Origin of the sequence: Nostoc sp. (assembly GCF_036917535.1) — a bacterium.
Classification (GTDB): domain Bacteria; phylum Cyanobacteriota; class Cyanobacteriia; order Cyanobacteriales; family Nostocaceae; genus Nostoc.
This window is the reverse complement of record NZ_JBALDA010000048.1, coordinates 60,821-82,007: the sequence shown is the minus strand read 5'-3', so window position 1 is coordinate 82,007 and position 21,187 is coordinate 60,821. Positions and strand designations below refer to the sequence as shown.

The 21,187-nt window shown below is 42.3% G+C and carries 18 protein-coding genes; 6 read left to right on the top strand and 12 right to left on the bottom strand.

Going from position 1 to position 21,187, the window contains the following annotated elements; genetic code table 11:
• Window positions 1-162: 162 nt before the first annotated feature.
• The 7 genes from V7K56_RS15985 to V7K56_RS15955 form a co-directional block, all read right to left on the bottom strand.
• Window positions 163-1,575, bottom strand: a complete 1,413-nt coding sequence (locus V7K56_RS15985) for a TolC family protein (protein WP_334911858.1) — start codon at window positions 1,573-1,575, stop codon at window positions 163-165.
• A 117-nt stretch (window positions 1,576-1,692) separates the two neighbouring features.
• Window positions 1,693-2,364, bottom strand: coding sequence for an ABC transporter ATP-binding protein (locus V7K56_RS15980; RefSeq protein ID WP_334911857.1), 672 nt, complete (start codon window positions 2,362-2,364; stop codon window positions 1,693-1,695).
• A gap of 180 nt (window positions 2,365-2,544) precedes the next feature.
• Window positions 2,545-3,216, bottom strand: coding sequence for a VOC family protein (locus V7K56_RS15975; RefSeq protein ID WP_334911856.1), 672 nt, complete (start codon window positions 3,214-3,216; stop codon window positions 2,545-2,547).
• A gap of 57 nt (window positions 3,217-3,273) precedes the next feature.
• A complete protein-coding gene (locus V7K56_RS15970; RefSeq protein WP_442940062.1) occupies window positions 3,274-4,554 on the bottom strand; it encodes an ABC transporter permease in 1,281 nt (426 codons plus the stop codon).
• A gap of 23 nt (window positions 4,555-4,577) precedes the next feature.
• Window positions 4,578-6,191 (bottom strand): efflux RND transporter periplasmic adaptor subunit, encoded by a 1,614-nt coding sequence (locus tag V7K56_RS15965; protein WP_334911855.1) that lies wholly within the window; start codon window positions 6,189-6,191, stop codon window positions 4,578-4,580.
• Between the two features lie 101 nt (window positions 6,192-6,292).
• Window positions 6,293-6,784, bottom strand: coding sequence for a hypothetical protein (locus V7K56_RS15960; protein WP_334911854.1), 492 nt, complete (start codon window positions 6,782-6,784; stop codon window positions 6,293-6,295).
• A 402-nt stretch (window positions 6,785-7,186) separates the two neighbouring features.
• On the bottom strand, window positions 7,187-7,813 hold the full coding sequence (locus tag V7K56_RS15955) for a TetR/AcrR family transcriptional regulator (protein WP_334911853.1): 627 nt from the start codon (window positions 7,811-7,813) through the stop codon (window positions 7,187-7,189).
• 144 nt (window positions 7,814-7,957) lie between these two features.
• Between V7K56_RS15955 and V7K56_RS15950 the strand changes: the two genes are divergently transcribed.
• Entirely contained in the window at window positions 7,958-8,851 is an 894-nt protein-coding gene (locus V7K56_RS15950) for a tetratricopeptide repeat protein (protein WP_334911852.1), read from the top strand.
• A gap of 202 nt (window positions 8,852-9,053) precedes the next feature.
• Here the strand turns inward: V7K56_RS15950 and V7K56_RS15945 are convergent, their stop codons facing one another.
• Entirely contained in the window at window positions 9,054-9,452 is a 399-nt protein-coding gene (locus V7K56_RS15945) for a response regulator (protein ID WP_069073372.1), read from the bottom strand.
• A 284-nt stretch (window positions 9,453-9,736) separates the two neighbouring features.
• On the opposite strand from V7K56_RS15945, the gene gyrA reads away from it, so the two are divergent.
• From gyrA to V7K56_RS15925, 4 genes are all read left to right on the top strand, one after another.
• On the top strand, window positions 9,737-12,262 hold the full coding sequence (gene gyrA / locus V7K56_RS15940; RefSeq protein ID WP_334911851.1) for a DNA gyrase subunit A: 2,526 nt from the start codon (window positions 9,737-9,739) through the stop codon (window positions 12,260-12,262).
• A 9-nt stretch (window positions 12,263-12,271) separates the two neighbouring features.
• Window positions 12,272-12,532, top strand: a complete 261-nt coding sequence (locus V7K56_RS15935; protein WP_334911850.1) for a hypothetical protein — start codon at window positions 12,272-12,274, stop codon at window positions 12,530-12,532.
• Between the two features lie 11 nt (window positions 12,533-12,543).
• Window positions 12,544-12,735 (top strand): GNAT family N-acetyltransferase, encoded by a 192-nt coding sequence (locus V7K56_RS15930; protein ID WP_334911849.1) that lies wholly within the window; start codon window positions 12,544-12,546, stop codon window positions 12,733-12,735.
• Window positions 12,736-13,043: 308 nt separating this feature from the next.
• Entirely contained in the window at window positions 13,044-13,229 is a 186-nt protein-coding gene (locus tag V7K56_RS15925; RefSeq protein WP_109009401.1) for a chlorophyll a/b-binding protein, read from the top strand.
• Between the two features lie 243 nt (window positions 13,230-13,472).
• Here the strand turns inward: V7K56_RS15925 and rpoD are convergent, their stop codons facing one another.
• From rpoD to gyrB, 3 genes are all read right to left on the bottom strand, one after another.
• The gene (rpoD, locus tag V7K56_RS15920; protein WP_104904896.1) at window positions 13,473-14,642 is read right to left on the bottom strand and encodes an RNA polymerase sigma factor RpoD; all 1,170 of its coding nucleotides are present in this window, start codon (window positions 14,640-14,642) and stop codon (window positions 13,473-13,475) included.
• Between the two features lie 1,533 nt (window positions 14,643-16,175).
• Window positions 16,176-16,805, bottom strand: a complete 630-nt coding sequence (locus tag V7K56_RS15915) for a fasciclin domain-containing protein (RefSeq protein WP_334911848.1) — start codon at window positions 16,803-16,805, stop codon at window positions 16,176-16,178.
• Between the two features lie 295 nt (window positions 16,806-17,100).
• A complete protein-coding gene (gene gyrB, locus V7K56_RS15910; RefSeq protein WP_334911847.1) occupies window positions 17,101-19,038 on the bottom strand; it encodes a DNA topoisomerase (ATP-hydrolyzing) subunit B in 1,938 nt (645 codons plus the stop codon).
• A gap of 339 nt (window positions 19,039-19,377) precedes the next feature.
• Here gyrB and miaA point away from each other — a divergent pair, with 339 nt between their 5' ends.
• The gene (miaA, locus tag V7K56_RS15905) at window positions 19,378-20,283 is read left to right on the top strand and encodes a tRNA (adenosine(37)-N6)-dimethylallyltransferase MiaA (protein WP_334911846.1); all 906 of its coding nucleotides are present in this window, start codon (window positions 19,378-19,380) and stop codon (window positions 20,281-20,283) included.
• 54 nt (window positions 20,284-20,337) lie between these two features.
• Here the strand turns inward: miaA and V7K56_RS15900 are convergent, their stop codons facing one another.
• Window positions 20,338-21,066: a Uma2 family endonuclease gene (locus V7K56_RS15900; RefSeq protein ID WP_334911845.1), complete on the bottom strand. Its 729-nt coding sequence runs from the start codon at window positions 21,064-21,066 to the stop codon at window positions 20,338-20,340.
• Window positions 21,067-21,187: the final 121 nt, after the last annotated feature.

Below are 21,187 nucleotides of genomic sequence, written 5' to 3'. Positions count from 1 at the left end.
AGGGTTACTTGCATCGCGTTGTTCCCTCCCCAGCAGGTCGCTAGATTGTCTTTGTGAACAATGCAAGCCGACGCATTAACAATGCAAAGTATTGCCTTTCATTAATTCGTAGCGAATTAATGAAATGCTCTACTAAACAAACTTTTCTTTAATGATTTGACCTTAGCGCGAAGCCCTGGAAGTGACTGATCTTTGTAAATTAGCTAGAGCGCGATTGTAATCCAAAATAGCTTCAACTCGATTACCTTCTGCTCTTGTCAGGTCATTTTCAGCATCAATTACCTCTGTTTGAGTGCCCACACCAGCTTGGAACCTCAACCTTGCTAAATTCAGAGCTTCTCTGGCTTGATTTAAAGCCACACTAGAAGTCTGCACATTATTTAAATTGGATTGCAATCGAGCATAATACTGTTCTACATCAAAGCGAATTTGGTCGCGCTGGGTAGCAAATTGAGTCTCTGCGATCGCAATATTAGCTCTTGACTGATCTGCACGCGCTTTTGCTGCTCCGCCATCAAATAAAGTTAGATTTCCTTGGAGTCCTACTGAATAACCATCAGTAATGCTCGCGCCATCGTTATACCGATCTAGCAGATTGTAGTTTCCTGCCAAACTAACTTGTGGCCCTAGCTGTGAAAGTGCCTGTCGCCGCTGTTGCTCGGAAATATTACGTTGTGCCAAATACTGTTGCAACTCTGGACGATTTTGAAACGCTTGGACAATACTTTGTTCTACCGTCTGCGGCCAAAGACCCGCTAACTGTACAGGGTCTGAGGCAGTGATATTAACTGACTGTGACAAACTTAACGACGTGGCAAGCTGACGACGGGCAATTTGCTGCTGTGAGATTGCATTAGTCAGTTGTTGTTGGGCGTTTGCTAAATTCACCTGAGCTTGCAGCACATCGAACCGCGTACCTACTCCAGCCTGTTCTCTGGCTTGAGTATCCCGTAAACTAGCCTGGGCATTTATCACAGCAGACTGATTAATTCTAACTTCTTGATCTGCTTGTTGCAAATCGTAGTATTGAGTTGTGGCATTCAAGCTAATTGTCAAAGACTGACTTTCAACATTTAATTGATCTACCCGTAGCTGTTCCTCTGCGGCTCGAATAGTCGCTTGTCGGTTCCCAGAAGTATAAAGATTGTAATTCAGTTGTGCTGAACCATTAAAAGTGGTGCTGGCTTGAGATGGAGTGTTCTTAAAACCATTACCACTATTAGTCACACTACTGTCAAGACCAAGACTAGGAAACAAGGCAGCTTGAGCCTCGCGGAGCGCCGAACGACTGCGTTCTAGCTGTAATATAGCTACCTGTAAGTCTCGATTGTTGCGTTTTGCTAGTTCCAAAGCTTGTGCCAAACTGATTGGCACAGTTTCCTGAATCCTTACTTCCTCCGGTTTGGTAGGAAATTGGAGAGGATTGGGATTGGGGTTGAGGCGATCGGGAACTTGTACAGAGCTTGAAGAATTCTGTACTTTTGGCGGAGTTGCTGCACTTACTAAAGTTGGAAAAAGAATCACGAACGCGACAGTAATCCAGGCAGAATGCACGAAGAATAAACTGAAATTCATAATCTAGATATAGTCATTAATTAGGTTTTTTGAGGATATAATCAAAAGTTTTCATCCTGATTGACCTGACAATGGTTTTAATCTTAAATTCCTCCTCAAAAGGTTAATCTTAACAAATTAGCCGACAATCAAACCATCCTGAACTCGAATAATCCTTCTGGTTTGAGCAGCGATATCTGGTTCATGAGTGACAATCACAATCGTGATCCCTTGGTCATTAAGTTCAGTCAGTAAACCCATCACCTCATGGGAAGTTTCAGTATCTAAAGCTCCTGTCGGCTCATCTGCCAAAACTAATGCAGGTCGGTTGACCAAAGCACGAGCGATCGCTACTCGTTGTTGTTGTCCGCCAGAGAGTTGACTAGGACGGTTAGCTATACGTCCCCCTAATCCTACCCTTTCTAAGGCTTCTAATGCCCTTTCTCGGCGTTTTGGCTTAGGCAAGTTAGCGTAAACCATTGGCAACATGACGTTTTCTAACGCTGTTGCCCGCGCCAATAGGTTAAATTGTTGGAACACAAAACCTATCCTTTGGTTGCGGATATAGGCTAATTCATCATCGTCAAAAGTCGTCAGGTTTCTGCCTTCAAAAATATAGTCTCCAGTTGTGGGACGATCTAGACATCCCAAAATATTCATCAGCGTCGATTTACCCGAACCTGACGCACCCATAATTGAGACGTATTCTCCTTCTTCAATAGAGAGTTCAATTCCCTTGAGTATGGGGACACTAACTTCTCCCAAATGATAGGTTTTGGTAATAGATTCCATCCAAATCATTGTTGGCATATTGATTTTTACTTGATAAATTATTGGTTGTTGTTTGCTAATTTTTCAAAAGTTACATTGATTTTATCACCTGCAAATAATTAAAAATTAGTTTTTAGGTTATTTGCAAATAAGCAGTAATATTAAAATATAAAACTTATTCAATAAATAAAATGTACTTACTGTAATCAAATACCATAATCACCATCTAATTACAATTGGTAGCTGCGAGCCAAAATATTGTGAATTACCTTCATTGGCGTTATCAAACTCTATTTCTAATTGGTAAAAGTTGCCATGTGAAAATTGCACTAATCCAAGCTCAATTAGCGTTCTCACTTCAGCAGAAAATTTTTGAACACCGGGTAAGGTAACTTGTAATGCTGTAATTTCTTTAAATCCAACTTGATGAACTAAAGGAGGTCGCCGTTCTAAAGGTAAATTTCTAGGTTTTTTAGTTGTGGGTGAAATAAAAATCAAGGGTTCTGATAAATTGTCACTATTGGTTGCGATCGCAATAGAAGCTTCTGGTGTCCGATATTTTGCATGGTAATCCCAAGTAGGAAATGGTATCTCTTGTAAATTAGATGCTGTTCGCCGGAATGAAATGCCAAAAGGACAAGCTTGTGTTTCCTGCCAACGGCAGCGTGACCACAAACCTGTAGGGCGAACAAGAGGAGACTGGATTTCGTTAGCGTCAAAAAGCCAAAGTAACTCAAGATAAGCATTGTCAAAGAAAAAGCAAACATTTGCAGTCCCTTGACCTTGATGAATTCTCCGACTACCTTCTGTGAGTCCAAAAGCAGTTAGTAAATCTGCTGTTGGTGCTTCTGGTTCAACACAGACAAAGATATGGTCTAGTTCAAGTTGCATATATTCACCTGTTTTAAGAGAAGCTTTTAATTTTTAAATTTTCTTTTTTTGGATTATTTAGTCGCTTCTTAAAGCAGTAATTGGATCTAATTTTGCAGCGTTACGTGCTGGAATTACGCCAGCGATTAAGCCAACAGTTAATGAGAGTCCAAAGCCAGCAATGATTGACAATAAAGAAATTACAAAGGGAAATTTGAAACTGTTTGCAGCCACAAAGGCTAATACAATACCAGTGACCATTCCAATACATCCGCCGACAATGGAAATCACGATCGCTTCCGCTAAAAATTGATTCAGTATTGCTGAATTAGTCGCTCCTACAGCTTTGCGGATTCCGATTTCCCGCGTCCGCTCGACCACAGAAACTAGCATAATGTTGGCAATACCAATGCCACCAACTACCAGAGAAATTCCAGCGATCGCTACCACCATGACTGTAAATAAACCCACAATACTAGTAAAGGTACTAACAATATCAGCTTGATTAGTCAGCCGAAAATCATCAGCTTGTGGCGGATAAATGTTATGACGCAGCCGTAAGAGATTGGTAACTTGAAACTGAGCGGCTTCTAACTGCTCTTGGTTCGCACCTTTGACTAAAATTCCACTTACAGAAACGCCTACCAGGGCATTATTTCCAACTAGTCTCTTCGACATACTAGTTAGAGGAATAAAAATCTGGTCATCTCGATCCATCGGCCCCTGAGCGCCTTTAGGTTCCATCACCCCAATTACTTCATAAGCCTCTCCCTGAATCCGAATTCTCTCACCGATCGGATTTACACCTTGTGCAAAGAGTGTTTTTTGAACTGTCGGACCAAGAATGGCAAGCTGTGCGGCAGTATCTAGTTCTTCTTGAGTAAAATATCTCCCTTGTTGGGGGTGAGTATTTCTGACTTCTGGGTAGTTCAAATCAGTGCCATAAATGGTTGTTGAAGTGTTCTGTCCGGCATAGACAACTTGAGCAGTCCGTTGAAGATAAGCAGAAACCATCTGTGCTGATGGCGCTTGTGTCGCGATCGCTTTCGCATCTTCCCAAGTCAAAGTACTGCTAGAACCTACTCCTTGACGAACATTCCCGCTTCTTGCCGCACCCGCCAAGATTTGGATCACATCTGTACCTAATGCTTGGATCTGTTGCTCAACTCCCTTTTGTACTCCCTGACCCACAGAAGTAATGGCAATAACTGAAGAAATCCCAATAATCACGCCCAACATAGTTAGACCTGTGCGTAATTTGTTACTCCACAGAGTCTCCGCTGCCATTGTCAAGATTTCCAGCAATGGTACTGTGCGGGTATTCTTCGCTTTGTAAAAGCCCTTAAATATCTTAAACATAATTCTTCTATTTAAAACTAACTTTAAGGGGAACCACCGCCTTGAGAACGACCACCACCGCCAGAACCGCCGCCAGAACGACCTCCGCCGCCACCTGCTCCTCTTCCGCCTCCTCCTCCAGCTCCACCACCACCTAGACCAGGGAAAACTCCTCCTCTTGGTGTTGATTGCGGACGCGATCCTGGTGGGAAACTGAGCAACACCCTTTCGTCTCCTGTCAATCCAGATTTAACTTCGGTAAAGTTATTCGCGGTGACGCCGGTCTCAATGCGAGTGAACACAGGTCTGTGATTTTTTCCTTGCACAAACACGCCTGTAGCATTTTCTTGGCGTACCACTGAGGCTGTTGGCACTACTAAAACATTTTGAACTTGACCGACTTGAAAATCTACTTCTGCATTCATCCCAGACCGCAGTAGTCTTTGAGGATCTGAAAGTGATACTCTCACTTCAAAACTGGTAACGTTTTGCTCTACTATTGCTTGGGCAGCAATTTGGCTGACTTTACCTTCAAAAGTTTTTCCTGGGTAGGCATCTGCTTTAATCGAGACTTTTTGCCCAAGGCTGATTTTGGAAATATTTGTTTCCGCTAAATTGGCGACAACTTCATTTGTGGAAGCGAGAGCCAAGATTGAAGAAGAAGAAGAAGAAGCTACTTCACTACTGGCAGTTGTAGGTGTCACAAAAGCGCCTGGATCAGCATATTTCTTTGTCACTACACCCTCAAAGGGGGCGCGAATGATCGTGTCGTTGATTTCGGCTTGGATGTTTTGCAGCGAACCACGAGCCGATGTTACCTGGGCGCGGGCTGCGTCAATATCTTCTTGGCGCGTTCCGGCTTTCAAAAGTGCCAAAGCTTGCTGTCTCTGCTTCACTACAGCTCGTGCTTGCTCGATGTCTTCTGGACGTGACCCAGCTTTTTGCAGCCCCAGTGCTTGCTGTGCTTCATTTACACTGGCTTGGGCACTGTCGCGAGTGGCACGGTTTTGGTTAAGAGTCTGAAGGGAAATACCACCTGCATTGTAAAGTTGCTGATTGCGAGCAAAATCATCTTCTGCTTGGCGAAGGGTGGCTTGAGCGCTTTGCAAGCGTGCCTGTGCTTGGGCAATATCTTGAGAGCGATTACCTGCGATCGCTTTTTGCAAATTCGCTTCGGCTTCGTCTAATACTCCCTGTGCTTGGGCAATATCTTGAGGACGATTACCTGCGATCGCTTTTTGCAAATTTGCCTCGGCTTGTGCCAATTGTCCTTGAGCGGAGGTAAGTTGCCCCCGGAGGTTGGAATCATCCATGTAAGCGACAATCTGTCCTTGTTTGACGATATCTCCTTCCTTCACCAAGAGAGTTTTCAAGATGCCGGAATTTTTCGGGCTAAGGTTGATTGACCGCTCAGGTTTCACCGTTCCGTTCGCTGAAACTGTGATTGTTAAACTCTGCCTTTCTACAGGTCTTGTCAGCACTCTGCGTCTGGCTTCTTGACGGGGAGCAACCGTTACTTGGTAATAAACGGCATAGCCAATTCCACCCAAAAGACAAAGAGCAATTAGCCAAGAGAGCCAATTACGTCTGACCTTTTTTTTCTTTAGCTCTGGAACCAAAACTGATGATTTTACGGTATTTGGTGTATCAATTTTCATATCCATTTTGTCTATAAGGAACGGCTACCGAGCTATTTATTTACGGCTAAAACTATAGCCTGGTAGCCTAATACTGACAATGATTTTGAGTTTTTAGTGTTTTAAAGGTTGATTTGCAGTACTAATCCACTAGGAAGTCTGAAGTAATCATCATGCACTCTCACTAATCTCCCAGCAGGAACAATTTCCTGATTGGGAAGCAGAATATCTCCGTTAGGAAGTCTGAAGTAACCTTGATCGCGCAGTCTGACTACGGATCTAGCAGGAATAATTTGCCCATTGGGATATCTGATATCACCATTGCCAAGTCTGACTACTCTGCCATTAAATTGGTTGTCACGGTTCCAATTATCCCGATATCTGGGGTTTCTGACTTCTACAGGATATGTTCTGCGATCGCGGTTCCAATTATCCCTGTCTCTAAAGTTTCTGATTTCTCTAGAATTGGATCTGCCGTCGCGATCCCAATTTTGATCGCGATCGCCAACAACGTAGACTTTCGTCTGGGCACTTGCAGGCGCAGTCATGAGAGTAGGAACAATTATCAGGGCAGCAGCAGCTAAGACTATCGATATACGGTTTGGTTTCAACATGGAATTGACTTCTTATTTGTATTAAAGTTCTAGTTTGCTGAAGTTTGAATTCAGCAATCTTTAGACAGTTGTTTTTGTTTTGGCATTAAGATGTTTAGTATTTATCTCCTCGTATAAATTCATACATAATAATTATTGACCAAAAAGTTGAAACCGATGTATGACGAAAGTCATTAGTAATTCCAGACTGATATATGACCAAAGTCATCAGTTTTTTAAGTGGGGATTGGAAAATTAAGATCCCAATCTCTAACTTTTATAAAAGTCTGATTTGATTTGTGAAAACATACTCAGATTTAAAATCCCGTTTGATCAGGGTTTTATCTCAAATCTTGTTCGTACACACAGCAGTTTTATAAAGAATTACTTCTTAATACCCACTCCCCAATCCCTACTGCTTATTTAATCTTGGCTTAGTGCAATTCCTTGCCAGACAATATCCACAACACTCTGGACAAATGATGATACTTCTGTGGGACGATCTTCAGAATTTAATGATAATTCGGTAGTTGATATACTGACTTGAGACGATATCTGTTCTACGAAAACGTAGTTCATCAGCGATCCTAGCAAGACATGAGCCACTGTCTGGGGATTGCAAGGGCGGAGGCGACCTTGGTTGATCTCACGCTCTAGGAAAGCAGTTAGTGCTTTTACATCTTGCATAGGTCTTGGTTGTTGACCTCCAAGTTCTGGGAGCACATTTCCTCGCGATCGCAGCATCATGATTAGAGGCAATACCTCACGATGGAATTCTATAATCTGGAGACAAACCTTGATTAGGTTTTCTTTGAGATTGCCTTTACCACAAAGAGATTCCAACTCGCTCACCCACAGGGGTTTTTCTGATATTCCCATCGCTGCAAAAAATAATTCTTCTTTCGTTGAAAATCGCTTGAAAATTGAAGCTTCAGAAATGCCAGCCTGGTGAGCAATTTCTAATGTTGAAGCACTAAATCCTTGTTGTAGGAAAATTTGGCGAGCCGCTTCTAAGATTTGCTGATTGGTAATTCTGGGTATCCGAGCCATAAATAAGTAAGTGATTACTTATTAATATATTGTTTGATTATAGGGATGTCAAGAACTAATGATGTAAAATTTTGCTGCCGTCAAGAGCGCAGATCGTTTAAGCTAGCTGAAAGATTCTTTGATTAGTGGCTTAAAGGCGGTAGTGTGCCTAAACATGTTCGTTTGATTTCTTTTTTAATGGTCTGTAGTTTATGGAGTATGCCAAAAGCCGCTAACGCGCAGGCATTAATACCCCATACACTGCAATTAGATGCAACAAAGTTAGAAAAGCAAGGGTTAAGCTTGGCACAAGAAGCGGCTCAACTAGCTCAGTTTCAACAGGTTGATTTAGCTTTGCCACGAGCGCGGCTGGCTAGTCAACTGGCTCCTGGGAATGACAAAGTATGGTTGCTCTTGGGTGGATTGCAGTTGCAATCCAAAGAGTTTGATGGGGCGATCGCTAGTCTGAAAAAAGCACAATCTCTCAACCCTAAAAATGGTGATATTCTGTTTGCTTTGGGTTCAGCGAATTTTCAGCAGAAAAATTACCAGGCTGCTGTTGTCAATTATCAAGATGGTTTGAAATTAAAACCCAACGATCCAGAGGGGTTATTTGATTTGGGTAATGCTTACTATCTGCTGGGTAAATTGCCAGATGCGATCGCACAGTATGATAAAGCTGTCTCTCAAGATAAAAAATTCTGGCCAGCGCTGAACAACATTGGCTTAATCAACTACGAGCAGGGTAATATTCCTGAAGCAATTAAGCGATGGCAATCTGCTATAACCCTTGAAAAACAAGCGGCAGAACCTTTACTGGCCTTGGCAGTGGCACTATATACTAAAGGCGATCGCCAACAAGGACTAACCTTGGGAGAAGCTGCACTCCGTATCGATTCCCGCTACGCTAATTTGAATTTTCTCAAAGAAAATCTCTGGGGCGATCGTCTACTGTCTGATACGAAAAAATTCTTAGAATTACCACGTATTCAAGCAGCTATACAGCAACGAGAAAACTCATCATCAGCGCCTACGCCTACAAAACAGCCTACTCAATAGGAGTAGAAAGCAGAGGAGCAGGGGAGCAGAGGAGCAGAGGGTAAAGAGGTAATTTTTTATTCTCCCTATTCCCTATTCCCCATTCCCCACTTGCCTAACAGTACCTTGTCATAGTACATCTATACTAAATAAAGACAGGAATTAGTTGTCCAAAAACATTGGCGGGCAAGTATTCCTGAAATTAATTCGTTAGTTCTCAGTGTTAGTCTGTGGGTAGAAGTGCGATGATTTGGTCAACGAACTGTTGATGGTCAACAACTGGCTTAGAAATGTAGCCATCAGCACCGCTTTGCTTGAGAAAGTTCTCGCGATCGCCTTCCATAGCATGTGCTGTCACCAGAATCACAGGTAAGTTTGCTGTTTTTGGATCAGATTTTAACATTTGTGTAATTTTGATTCCATCAACAGACTTGCCTTGGTAAACACTTCTGGAAAGAGAAACATCCATCAAAATCAAGTCGGCTTCTCCTGATTGGGCAATTTTGATGACTTCTTCGACATTTTCAGTGTGTTTCACACCCAAGCCACCACGCTTGGACAAAATTTTGGAAAAAACACGAGCATTAATTAGATCGTCTTCGACAATTAAAACAGTTTTCATGAGAATTTTAGTTATAGAGGTGAGGAGATTCAAGAATTCCAGAATACAAAATTAAGAAATGCAATCATGGTAAGTATCATGGCTACTAAGTTTATGTAGATTATACTCGTGTGCATCCTTTTTAATAATCAATGTGCATCTTCGTCATCAAGGATGATACTACTGCTTTTTCTTCTGTGACTATCAAAATTTTGTTATGAATCTCATTTCATCCGTTATGCTGTGGTTGCCGCAATGTTGAGTTGCATCGGCTTTTGTGTAGTTAAACTTCAGGGAAAAAACTCATGGCAAAACAGTTAAACCTTCTCTCAACGGGACAGGTAATTCCAACAGCCCTGCACACCGAGATGCAACGGTCTTATCTAGAATATGCCATGAGCGTGATTGTCGGGCGAGCGCTACCAGACGTGCGTGATGGCTTAAAACCAGTGCATCGGCGCATTTTGTATGCAATGCACGAACTCGGTTTGGTACCAGATAGACCTTATCGAAAATGTGCCCGTGTAGTGGGTGATGTATTGGGTAAATACCATCCTCATGGCGACCAATCAGTTTACGATGCTTTAGTCAGGCTGGTGCAGGATTTTTCTAGCCGCTATCCTTTGCTGGCAGGACATGGTAACTTTGGCAGCGTCGATAATGACCCGCCAGCGGCGATGCGTTATACAGAAACGCGCCTCGCACCCATCAGCCATGAAGGAATGCTGACAGAAATTGGGGAAGAAACTGTGGAATTTGTGGGGAACTTTGATAATTCCCAGCAAGAACCAACAGTGTTACCTGCTCAGTTGCCGTTTCTGCTACTTAATGGTTGTTCTGGTATTGCCGTAGGAATGGCGACAAATGTACCACCCCACAATTTGGGGGAAGTTGTCGATGGGTTAATTGCTTTAATTGACAATCCAGATTTGCCAGATGAAAAATTATTTGAGCTAGTTCCAGGGCCAGATTTTCCCACTGGCGGGGAAATAGTTGGTGAAGCAGGAATTCGGGAAGCATATACCACAGGTAAAGGTGGAATTCTGTTGCGGGGAGTCGCGACTCTAGAGGAAATTCCAGCCGCTAGGGGAAGTAAGCGCAGGACGGCAATTATCATTACAGAATTGCCTTATCAAGTGAATAAGGCTGCCTGGATTGAGAAGGTAGCGGACTTAGTAAATCAAGGACGCTTGCAAGGAATTTCCGATCTTCGGGATGAGAGCGATCGCGAAGGGATGCGGGTGGTAATTGAACTCAAACGCGATACCAATCCCCAAGAAGTTCTCCAGCATTTATATCAACAAACTGCTTTACAAATGACTTTTGGGGCAATTCTCCTAGCAATAGTGGATGGACAACCCCGCCAATTAAGTTTGCGTCAACTATTGCAGGAATTTTTGAGATTCCGAGAAGAGACGCTGAACCGTCGCTACAATTACGAGTTGGGAAAGGCCCAAAGTCGTGTACATTTGGTAGAAGGTTTGTTGAAAGCGCTGTCTAATTTGGATGAGGTAATTCAAATTTTGCGCCAAGCTCCCGATGGCAGTACAGCAAAAATTAATCTTTGCAATCAACTGGATTTGAGTGAGCTACAAGGAGATGCAATTCTAGCTATGCCGCTGCGCCGCCTCACTAGTCTAGAACAGAAAAATTTGCAGCAGGAATTTGAGCAGTTAAGCGAACAAATTAGATTGTTGGAGCTATTACTGAGCGATCGCCGCGAATTATTGAAGGCGCTGAAAAAAGATTTGCGATCGCTTAAGCGCAAGTACAGCGATCCCCGGCGAACCAAAATCAAAGAGGAGCAAAAGTCTAGGGCAGAGGAGCAGAAGTCTAGGGCAGAGGAAGAGGAACTTAAATCTTCCGAACCAGTAGAAGAAGCGATTTTAGAATTTACCCAACGGGGTTATGTCCGCCGCACCCAGCCATCTGGAAAAAAGTCAAAAGCAGAAAATGGTCTGCACGATAATGACTTCATTATCCAAACAGTGTTGACTGACACAGGGAAAGACTTGCTAATACTAACTGGTGGCGGCAAAGTGTATCCGGTGAATGTGGGAGAAATTCCCCTAACTACTGGGCGTTCTCCACGGGGCAAACCTTTAATCACTATGCTCAGTAGTACTGCTCAAGGCACTCAAGAAGCTGTCGTCAGCCGCTTTTTGCTGCCGGAAAATCTCGAAACTAGGCAGATGATTCTTTTAACAAAGCAGGGAAGAATTAAGCGTCTGTCTCTGGGAGAATTCACTAACCTGACTCGGCGCGGAATCACGATTTTGAAGCTCAAAGACGATGATGAATTGTCATTTACCCAGTTTACCGCTCCAGGGGAGCATCTGATTTTAGCTAGTTCCGGTGGGCGAATATTGCGCTTTGCAGTCAATGATGAACAATTGCCGATCATGGGACGCACAGCGATGGGTTTACAAGCATTTCGACTATTGAGAAATCAGCAAATGGTTGGTTGTGTCACTGTCGGTAAAGATGACCAACTGCTGCTAGTTACTCAAGAAGGATATGCCAAGCGGATGGCTGCGAGTCAGTTAAGAGCGGCTAATCGGGGCGATTTAGGCACGCAAGCGCTGAAATTTGCCAGCAAAACTGACAACTTAGCTGGTATGGTGATGGCGATGCCTTCTCTACGAGACGCTACGCGAACGGCGGGCTACGCCAACGCATCTGGCGAAGTAGCTTTAGTAACGAATAAGGAGCGGGTCGTGCGGATACCTATGGAAACAGTGCCGCTCTTAGGTAGAGATGTCAAAGGTGAAAGCATTCTCCAACTCAGCCGCGATGAAAAAATCATCACTGTAGTCGAAGTGCGATCGTAAATTAGGGTGATGTTCAACTTGCGACAAGCCAACTTGCAAGACTTAGAGGCGCTAATCCAACTGCATCTCGAACTCCTGCGGGAGGTTGGCGAGATTAAAGGTAATTCTGACATCGCAAATTTAGCAGAAGCGACTCGAAAATATCTTGGCGAAAAAATGCCGCCAGGTGAGTTTTTAGCTTGGGTAGCTGAAGTAGATAACCAAATTGTTGCCACTAGTGGCTTGGTATTTTTCAACGACCCCCTTACAACGGCAATCTCTCAGGCTTAGAAGCCTACATTATGAATGTCTATACAATTCCGATGTGGCGACGCCAGGGAATTGCAACAGCATTATTAAAGGAAATTATCAGCTTTGTGAGAGCAACTGAAGCAAAACGCCTCTGGCTTCACACCACTGAGGATGGTAAACGTATCTATAAGAAGCTTGGTTTTGTCTTGACTTCAAAAGAAATGGAAATGGTCTGGTACTAACTTAAATTATCAATAAACTTTTTATTTTAAAATGCGATATAGATTTAAAATCAAGTAATCTAACTAAATTAATTGATAATTAATTTCAATAATGTAAGATTGTTTATAAAGCTAAAAGTCGGAATAACATTTCTTCTACCTCATTAAATCTCACTGAAGGTTGATGTTTTAGTCTGTACAAATAGCTACTGATATTTATGTCAAGCTCTGGAAACAAAAATATAAAAAATGTTGCTTTTATGAAAATATTTGTTATATTAGTTTACACAAGATAATAAACCTTAAAAATTAAGTTTGGAGTCCTAACAATGACAAATGCAACCACAACAAAAGTCACTACTCCCGTAATTGAAGATCGTAACGCTTGGCGTTGGGGCTTTACCCCACAAGCAGAAATTTGGAACGGTCGCTTGGCAATGATTGGTTTTTTAGCAGCTGTTTTAGTCGAGCTTTTTTCTGGTCAAGGCTTTCTACATTTTTGGGGCATTCTATAAGTTTTAATATTTAAGATGACCTATAAATAAAAAAACCTGGAGTGCCAATTCACTACCAGGTTTTTTATTTGTTTTGTCATTTGTCAGCTGTCATTTGTTTATTCACTAATGACCCTTCGGGTGACGCTCGTGCCTCACTAGCGCTGCGCTAACACCAGTTGCTCATGGGGGAAACCCCCTTGGCGCTAGCCTCTCCCTTTGGAAGAAGACCGCACTGGCTCACCAATGACTATTGACTAATTACTACCGAATATACTCTTTAAGAACACTGTTACGATTTGGGTGGCGTAACTTACGGAGTGCCTTCGCCTCAATTTGACGAATTCGTTCGCGGGTGACGTTGAAAATCTGTCCGATTTCCTCAAGGGTTTTCATCCGACCATCATCCAAACCGTAACGTAGTCTGAGAACATCGCGTTCGCGTGGGCTAAGACTATCGAGGACTTTTTCGAGGTCTTCGCGCAGAAGATTTTTGGAAACTTGGTCTTCTGGCGTCTCACCATCGGATTCAATAAAATCGCCCAATCGAGAATCTTCTTCTTTACCAATTGGCGTTTCTAGTGAAATGGGTAACTGAGCGGATTTAGCGATAAACCGCAACTTCTCAATGGTCATTTCCATGCGAGTGGCGATTTCTTCTTCGGTGGGTTTGCGACCCATTTCTTGAGATAGTAACTTGGTAGTTTTCTTAATCCGCGAGATGGTTTCGTAAAGGTGAACTGGAAGGCGAATTGTGCGGGATTGATCTGCTATTGCGCGGGTAATTGCTTGACGAATCCACCATGTAGCATAGGTAGAGAACTTATAACCTTTTTCGTGGTCAAACTTTTCAGCGGCACGAATCAAACCGAGACTGCCTTCCTGAATTAAGTCTTGGAACGACAAACCACGATTCATGTACTTCTTAGCAATTGAAACTACAAGACGGAGGTTAGATTGCACCATCTTGTCTTTCGCCCTGCGACCAACATGCAGGCGATAACGAAAGGCTGGTAGTGGCAGTTGTACTGCTTCTGCCCATTCACTATCTCGAGGATCGCGATCTAATTGCTCACAGAGTCTTTCGCGTACCCTTTCTAATTCCAGCAAATCGGCTATCTTCCGCGCCAATTCAATTTCTTCGTCTGCCCGCAACAGACGAATTCTACCAATCTCTTGCAAGTAAAGCCGAATTGAATCTTCGGTATAGTGCTTTTTCTTGCTTTGTGTCCGACGACGCGATTTAGCGGCTTTTCCAGACTTTGCGTCGTCCTCATCAGACTGAGGCTCTAAAAATTCCTCGTCACCTTCATCTACGATCAGCAAGTCCTCTTCATCGTCTATTAAGAGTTCTTCTAACTCGAGCTCAGGCTGATTCATTATTTCTAGGTCAGGCTGATATATGCTTTCGAGTACGTTGTTAGCCTGGTTCATGCCGCGTTCCTCATGCTCCTTGCAGAATCAATTACTCAAGATGTGTTTACTGCTCTTTTTAACGAGCCAATTGCTAACTGAAAATAAACTTTTTGGCAGATTTGCCAAAGATATTTTCAGACGTTTTAGACCTCCGGTAGGAGGGTTTTTACTTTAGTTTAAGCAACTACTAAAGGTGACTTGCTCACTTTAGTAAATGTTATATGTGTTGCTATCACATATTGCTTTCAACTAACTGGTCAAAATAAAGACTGGCCTTTATCAAGAAATTTGCCACTCTATACAAATGAGTTCATACTGTTGGCAGATTTTCGTATAAAGACTCTTCTGATTGTAGCCTGTTTCACAGAAATTGCACTCTTTTTGTGTATTAATCATGAATTCATTAAGCAACTGTTAGCTACTTTCACCAAAAAGACATTGAAAACGGGATTCATACCCGGAAATTTTTTCTCCACTTTTCGGAATTACAGTGGCGCTCTTATTACATTACAAAGTAAGTACGCTTGCTTTTGCCGAATTTCATGTATTTTACACAACATTAATTACTGAGAAGAAGTGCATTTTATGTTAACTCAGACTATTCGTCTTAACCTACCATTTTTACATTTCCTTCATAAATTAAGCATCCCTTAGACTAAAACGGGTATTGTCCTTGCGTAAATACAACAACGGTGGTGGTGCTTGCTTGAAAGCATTTAACCTTCTGCGTATTAACGACCTTAACTGAGGAGTTGAGGCGGTGGCAGAATCGATCCGATCACAGATCAATTTAGGTTTACTAATTTGGTCTTATTCACACGTTAGCGCACTGTGGTGATTTCAGCCCTATGAAACTTGACAAACTTTTTTTATTGTATACAAAAATATTTTAATCAATTCAAAAACAATTTGTCCTGCGAATTTGCCAATATCGTCTTATCTTAGGCAAAAGTACATTCGATACATACGATCCAATCGCGATCGCCACGGCACTACATGAAGATATTAACAAGTTTTCAGCCTTATGGTGTGTACTTCCTACAACTATTACCTCGAACACAGAGAACCCAGCAGATTACCTGATGATTTACTTACAAAAATTTTTTGCGTAAATCAATTGTAAATTTCAATACTTTTATTTCGGTAATTCTCTGTCATCTGATGATGAGAAATCCTCAAAATACTTATTAATTGCTGTTGGATAGATGATATTTAGTTATTTTCTTAAAGCATAACAAATGTGTTTCTAGCAGGTGGTTCAAATTAATCAGCGAGTCAGAGCAAAAAGTATTATCTGGACTAAATTTCCAATAAAGTTAGTAGTTATGTTAACAATCGAGCATTGATTGTTTGGAAAGTATTGACAATAAGCGAATTATATGGTTTTTTCCAACCGATAAATTGGAATATTTGTAGTTTTTGTATTATCAAATATTTGCTCTTGTAACAAGTCAACCTAAATTTTTAATTGATTGTTTGCGACTAGTTCAAAGTCAGGGAGGCTTTCAAAGCTATCTCTAATTAAAATTGGGGACTATGAACTTTGCTGAACTACCGTGGTGTTGGGGTGGTGTTTAGACTTGCAGGGAAATTAGGTGGCAGAAGCACTTGGTCAACTACATGAACGATGCCATTGCTAGCTGGGATATCTGGCTGAGTCACTTTAGCATTGTTAACTGTGATTGAGTTACTGGCACGATCAACTGTGATTTTAACGGGACTACCCTCAATTGTTTTAACTTCTCCAGATGTCAATTGCTGGGAGGTAATTCCCCCAGGTATAACGTGGTAGGACAGAAGCTTGACTAATTGTTGTTTGTTTGCTGGTTGTAAGAGTTGGTCTAGAGTAGCTTTTGGTAAAGCAGAGAACGCGGCGTCAGTAGGTGCAAATACTGTAAAAGGACCTGGTTTAGCCAATTGTTCAGTTAAGCCGGCAGCTTGCACTGCTTGGATGAGAGTTTTAAACTGTCCTTGACTAGCTGTTGACTTTGCCAATTCTGCTAAATTTTGGGTGGCTATAGTGGCAGTAGGAGTTGGTGTGACGAGCGGGACAGTTGTTGGAGAGACAGTTGCTGTAGGAGTTTCTGCAACAGGTTGAGCGCAGGCAGACAGAGCAACTAAGCTACCTATGCCAATAATATTGAACAATGCTCTTTCTACTATGCCTTTGCTTGCTTTCATAGCTTTATGTAGAATCCAGCTGAATAGGGAATTATTAACAATAGTTTATGAATTTATGGATATAGTCACTCATCTAACGACATAGTTTGTAGTAAAAAAATATTAATCAAAAACTTTTACAAAATACATAATTTGTCATCACCCAAAAGAGGTAGTTTTTATAATATTTGGGATATAAAGTCTTTACCAAAATCTGTTGCAGTAATGTCAAGCAATACTTGAAAGCTAAAGATCCCCGATTTCTTAAAGAAATCGGGGATCTTATTTTTTACGAATGATTTAAGACTGCTGGTATTTAGATATCTAGATCGGTGAAGTTGAGTTTAGAACCATAGGTTTCGATAAATTCTCGTCTGGGTGCGACCCGATCGCCCATTAAAATTGTGAAGATGCGATCGGCTTCGGCGGCATCCTCAATTTCGACTTGCTTCATTTTACGGGTTTCTGGGTTCATTGTGGTATCCCAGAGTTGTTGTGGCATCATTTCACCCAAACCTTTGAAGCGTTGGATGATGTAGTTGGCGTTAGCCGGAAATTTGGCGATTGTTTGATCTTTTTCGCGATCGCTATAGCAATACTCATGATTACGTCCCCTTTCGACTTTATACAGTGGGGGACAAGCAATATAAATAAAGCCTTGTTCAATAAGCGATCGCTGATATCGATAGAAGAATGTTAACAACAAAGTCCGGATGTGCGCTCCATCTACGTCAGCATCCGTCATGATGACTACGCGGTGATAGCGCAGTTGGGTGGAATCGAATTCATCGCCTTTAACACCTAAACCAAGTGCTGTAATTAACGCTTGAACTTCGTTGTTTTTATAGATTTTGGCGTCGTCGGTTTTTTCAATGTTAAGAATTTTACCACGTAGAGGCAAGATAGCTTGAGTGCGGCGATCGCGTCCTTGTTTTGCACTTCCACCGGCTGAATCCCCTTCCACAATAAATATTTCAGATTCGCCAGGGTCACGAGAGCTACAGTCTGCCAATTTACCGGGTAATGGTGAAGATTCCAGTACAGATTTGCGTCTGACTAATTCCCGTGCATGACGCGCGGCTTCTGCGGCTTTGAAAGCTTGGATAGCTTTATCTAAAATTGCATCAGCAACGCTGGGATGAAATTCTAGATATTCGGTAAGGACTTCTCCTACCAAAGAATCGACAATTCCCCGCACTTCGGTGTTACCGAGTTTAGTTTTGGTTTGTCCTTCAAACTCTGGGTCTGGGACTTTAACGGAAATTACGGCTGTCAGACCTTCGCGGACGTGCTCGCCACTGAGGTTAGGTTCATTCTCTTTAATTTTATTGCGCTTGCGGGCGATCGCATTTAATGTCCGCGTCAGAACCGCCTTCAAGCCTTCTAAGTGCGTACCACCATCCACTGTACGAATATTGTTAGCAAAACCTAGCACATTATCTGTATAAGCATCAGTACACCACTGTAAAGAAACTTCCACTTGTACGTTGTTACGTTCCCCCTGCACATAGATAATTTCTTCATGCAGGGGTTGTTTCTCACGGTTCATGTAAGCAACGTACTCTTTGATCCCACCCTTGTACTCGTAGGTTTCTACCTTGGGTGTATCGCTTTTTAGTAGTTCTAAACGGTGGTCACTAAAAGTAATTTTGACACCTGCATTCAGATACGCCAATTCCCGTAGGCGACCTGATAAAGTGATGTAATCGAACTCAATGCTAGTAGTGAATATTTGGGTATCTGGCTTAAAAGTAACAGAAGTTCCAGTTCTAGCTTCTTTGTAAGGTTTGACTTGCAGATCGCTAACTGGGATACCGCGTTCATAGCGCTGAAGATGAACCTTTTTATCTCGCCAAACTGTAACTTCTACAACCTCAGATAGGGCATTAACAACAGAAATACCAACCCCGTGCAATCCTCCAGAAACTTTGTAACCACCGCCGCCAAACTTTCCACCTGCGTGCAGTACCGTCATTACGGTTTCTAAAGCCGATTTCCCGGTACGCGAGTGAGTATCGACGGGAATACCGCGACCATCATCTGTTACAGTCACAGAACCATCTGCGTTGATATCCACTTCTATATGAGTGCAATGACCCGCCAAAGCCTCATCGATTGAATTGTCCACCACCTCGTAAACTAAATGGTGGAGTCCTCGCGGTCCAGTGGTACCGATGTACATTCCTGGTCTTTTGCGGACGGCTTCCAGACCTTCCAGAACTTGAATCTGATCGGCACTGTAACTGCTCGTCATGTAAACTCTCCTGATGCGTGGGGTTGAAATCGCCGAAAGGCAAATAAAAGTAAAAACACTCCAAAATTGTAACACAAAAGCCTTGCTGGCGTCTGTAGGGCATTTTCAAGAGAAGTTTATACTGGGGTTGCAGTACCGTGCAATAGGGGCAGAGGAGCAGAGGGGCAGGGGAAGCAGGGGGAGATGAGGAAGTGGAAAAGCAGGGGAGCAGGGGAGCAAGGGGACAAGGGAGACAAGGGGGACAAGAGAGAATTATTGAACAAGTCTCTTTCTTGTCTCCCCCTCTTCTTCGTCTACCTTGTCTCTTCTCAATGCCCCATAACAAATGACAAATGACAAATGACTAAATTAATTGTGATTTGTGGGGCGACGGCAACGGGTAAATCAAGTTTGGCTTTGGCTTTGGCGATGCGATTGGGTTCTGTAATTTTCAGTGCTGATTCTCGTCAAGTTTACCGTGAGTTTGATATTGGAACGGCGAAACCAACTGTAGCTGAACAAAAATTGGTGCAGCACTATTTAATAGATATCTGCGAGCCAACAGACGTGATGACAGTAGCAGACTATCAAGAGCAAACACAAGCCTTAATTGCTTCTGTTGGTGTTATACCACTATTCCTAGTTGGTGGGACTGGTTTATACATCCGTTCTATTGTTCGAGGTATGAAAATTCCGAGAGTTGCACCACAAAAGGAATTGCGATCGCAGCTTGAATCTCTGGGCCAAACACAACTCTATGCAATGTTACAACAAGTTGACCCAATTGCGGCACAAAAGATTCATGGCAACGATTCAGTGCGTACTTTACGAGCATTAGAAGTATTTTATATAACTGGATATCCAATTTCAGAACAGAAAGGGGAGAATCCACCAAATTATCCGATTTTGCAAATTGGTTTAGATTGCAATGTTGAAAGGTTGGCTGCTCGTATTCAACAGCGTACTGAGCAGATGATAGCAAATGGTTTGGTTGCTGAGGTGGAGAATCTTTGTCAAAAATATGGCGCTGATTTGTCTTTGTTGAATACTTTGGGTTATCAAGAAATTAAGCAATATTTGGCTGGGGATATTTCCTTAGATGAAGCAAAAGAATTAACAATTTTGCATACGCGACAATTTGCCAAGCGACAACGCACTTGGTTTCGAGCAGATCCGCAAATTAAGTGGTTTGATGCCGATGATGCTGAGTTATTAGAAAAGGTTTGGCTGTGTACAAATGATTTTATTAATTCCACGAGTCTGTAATATCTTCTGACTCGCGCAAAGACGCAAATTTTTTTACATCTTTGCGTGAACGTTCTAGAGAGTTTCGGGATCTACACCCATAGCCCGTAGCCTATCTGCTAGTAATTGCGTACGTTGTTCTGCTTGTTCGGCACGTTGTCGTTCCTGTTCGGCACGTTGTCGTTCCTGTTCGGCGCGTTCATCTCCAGTGGATAAAACATTACCATCTTGATAGCACCAGCGTAACCAATGATCCTGTCTACCTTCAAATTCACCTTCCCACAAAGTTATACCTAAACCAACTTGTTCAAGCCAAGTTTCTTGACTTTCAAAGTACCGCCTTCCTCTAAGTTCATAAACGCGTAGTACTTTCTCTCCTAATTGTTGATTTGGGTCATATACAATGTAGTAACTTGCACGCATGTGTTCATAAACTTGTAGCTTTTTGCCTAGTTCATCACCTTCTTTATTTGAGACAATTTCGAGTACAACTTCGGGAGGTTTGCCAAAACGCCAAACCATATAACAACGATTTTGTTTCTCCCACCAATTTTCAGGCACTTGCACATCTAAGCTGAGAAAGACATCAGGCACAATGGGAGGCTGAAGGTCTGTGTAGTAAATGCCCACATTAGCTTCAGCTAGAAAAGCCTGGCTTTGTAAAGAACTGTAAAGAGAACTCACTAAAAGACGTTGTTGTTTGGCAGATGCGAAATTGTCCACAGGTGTATCATCTTCAGTAACTAACTGGTTAGCATCTGGCACATAATAATCATCGTCACTGATTAAAAGTTGATTAACCATGATTTTATCTAGTATTTGAGAGCGTTATTTATAGGTTAGTTGATTGAGGATAAGAGAGTAATTAGCAATAAAAATGCTGTTATCGGATAAATTGTGCCAAAATCTACACAAAGGAGTCTCT

Bases quoted from the DNA above. Each gene is read 5' to 3' on its own strand.
- V7K56_RS15965 (WP_334911855.1), bottom strand. From the start codon at position 6,191: ATGAAAATTGATACACCAAATACCGTAAAATCATCAGTTTTGGTTCCA.
- V7K56_RS15985 (WP_334911858.1), bottom strand. From the start codon at position 1,575: ATGAATTTCAGTTTATTCTTCGTGCATTCTGCCTGGATTACTGTCGCG.
- gyrA (WP_334911851.1), top strand. From the start codon at position 9,737: ATGGCAAAACAGTTAAACCTTCTCTCAACGGGACAGGTAATTCCAACA.
- gyrB (WP_334911847.1), bottom strand. From the start codon at position 19,038: ATGACGAGCAGTTACAGTGCCGATCAGATTCAAGTTCTGGAAGGTCTG.
- V7K56_RS15980 (WP_334911857.1), bottom strand. From the start codon at position 2,364: ATGCCAACAATGATTTGGATGGAATCTATTACCAAAACCTATCATTTG.
- V7K56_RS15935 (WP_334911850.1), top strand. From the start codon at position 12,272: ATGTTCAACTTGCGACAAGCCAACTTGCAAGACTTAGAGGCGCTAATC.
- V7K56_RS15900 (WP_334911845.1), bottom strand. From the start codon at position 21,066: ATGGTTAATCAACTTTTAATCAGTGACGATGATTATTATGTGCCAGAT.
- V7K56_RS15970 (WP_442940062.1), bottom strand. From the start codon at position 4,554: ATGTTTAAGATATTTAAGGGCTTTTACAAAGCGAAGAATACCCGCACA.
- V7K56_RS15975 (WP_334911856.1), bottom strand. From the start codon at position 3,216: ATGCAACTTGAACTAGACCATATCTTTGTCTGTGTTGAACCAGAAGCA.
- V7K56_RS15960 (WP_334911854.1), bottom strand. From the start codon at position 6,784: ATGTTGAAACCAAACCGTATATCGATAGTCTTAGCTGCTGCTGCCCTG.
- V7K56_RS15925 (WP_109009401.1), top strand. From the start codon at position 13,044: ATGACAAATGCAACCACAACAAAAGTCACTACTCCCGTAATTGAAGAT.
- V7K56_RS15930 (WP_334911849.1), top strand. From the start codon at position 12,544: ATGAATGTCTATACAATTCCGATGTGGCGACGCCAGGGAATTGCAACA.
- rpoD (WP_104904896.1), bottom strand. From the start codon at position 14,642: ATGAACCAGGCTAACAACGTACTCGAAAGCATATATCAGCCTGACCTA.
- V7K56_RS15945 (WP_069073372.1), bottom strand. From the start codon at position 9,452: ATGAAAACTGTTTTAATTGTCGAAGACGATCTAATTAATGCTCGTGTT.
- V7K56_RS15955 (WP_334911853.1), bottom strand. From the start codon at position 7,813: ATGGCTCGGATACCCAGAATTACCAATCAGCAAATCTTAGAAGCGGCT.
- V7K56_RS15915 (WP_334911848.1), bottom strand. From the start codon at position 16,805: ATGAAAGCAAGCAAAGGCATAGTAGAAAGAGCATTGTTCAATATTATT.
- miaA (WP_334911846.1), top strand. From the start codon at position 19,378: ATGACTAAATTAATTGTGATTTGTGGGGCGACGGCAACGGGTAAATCA.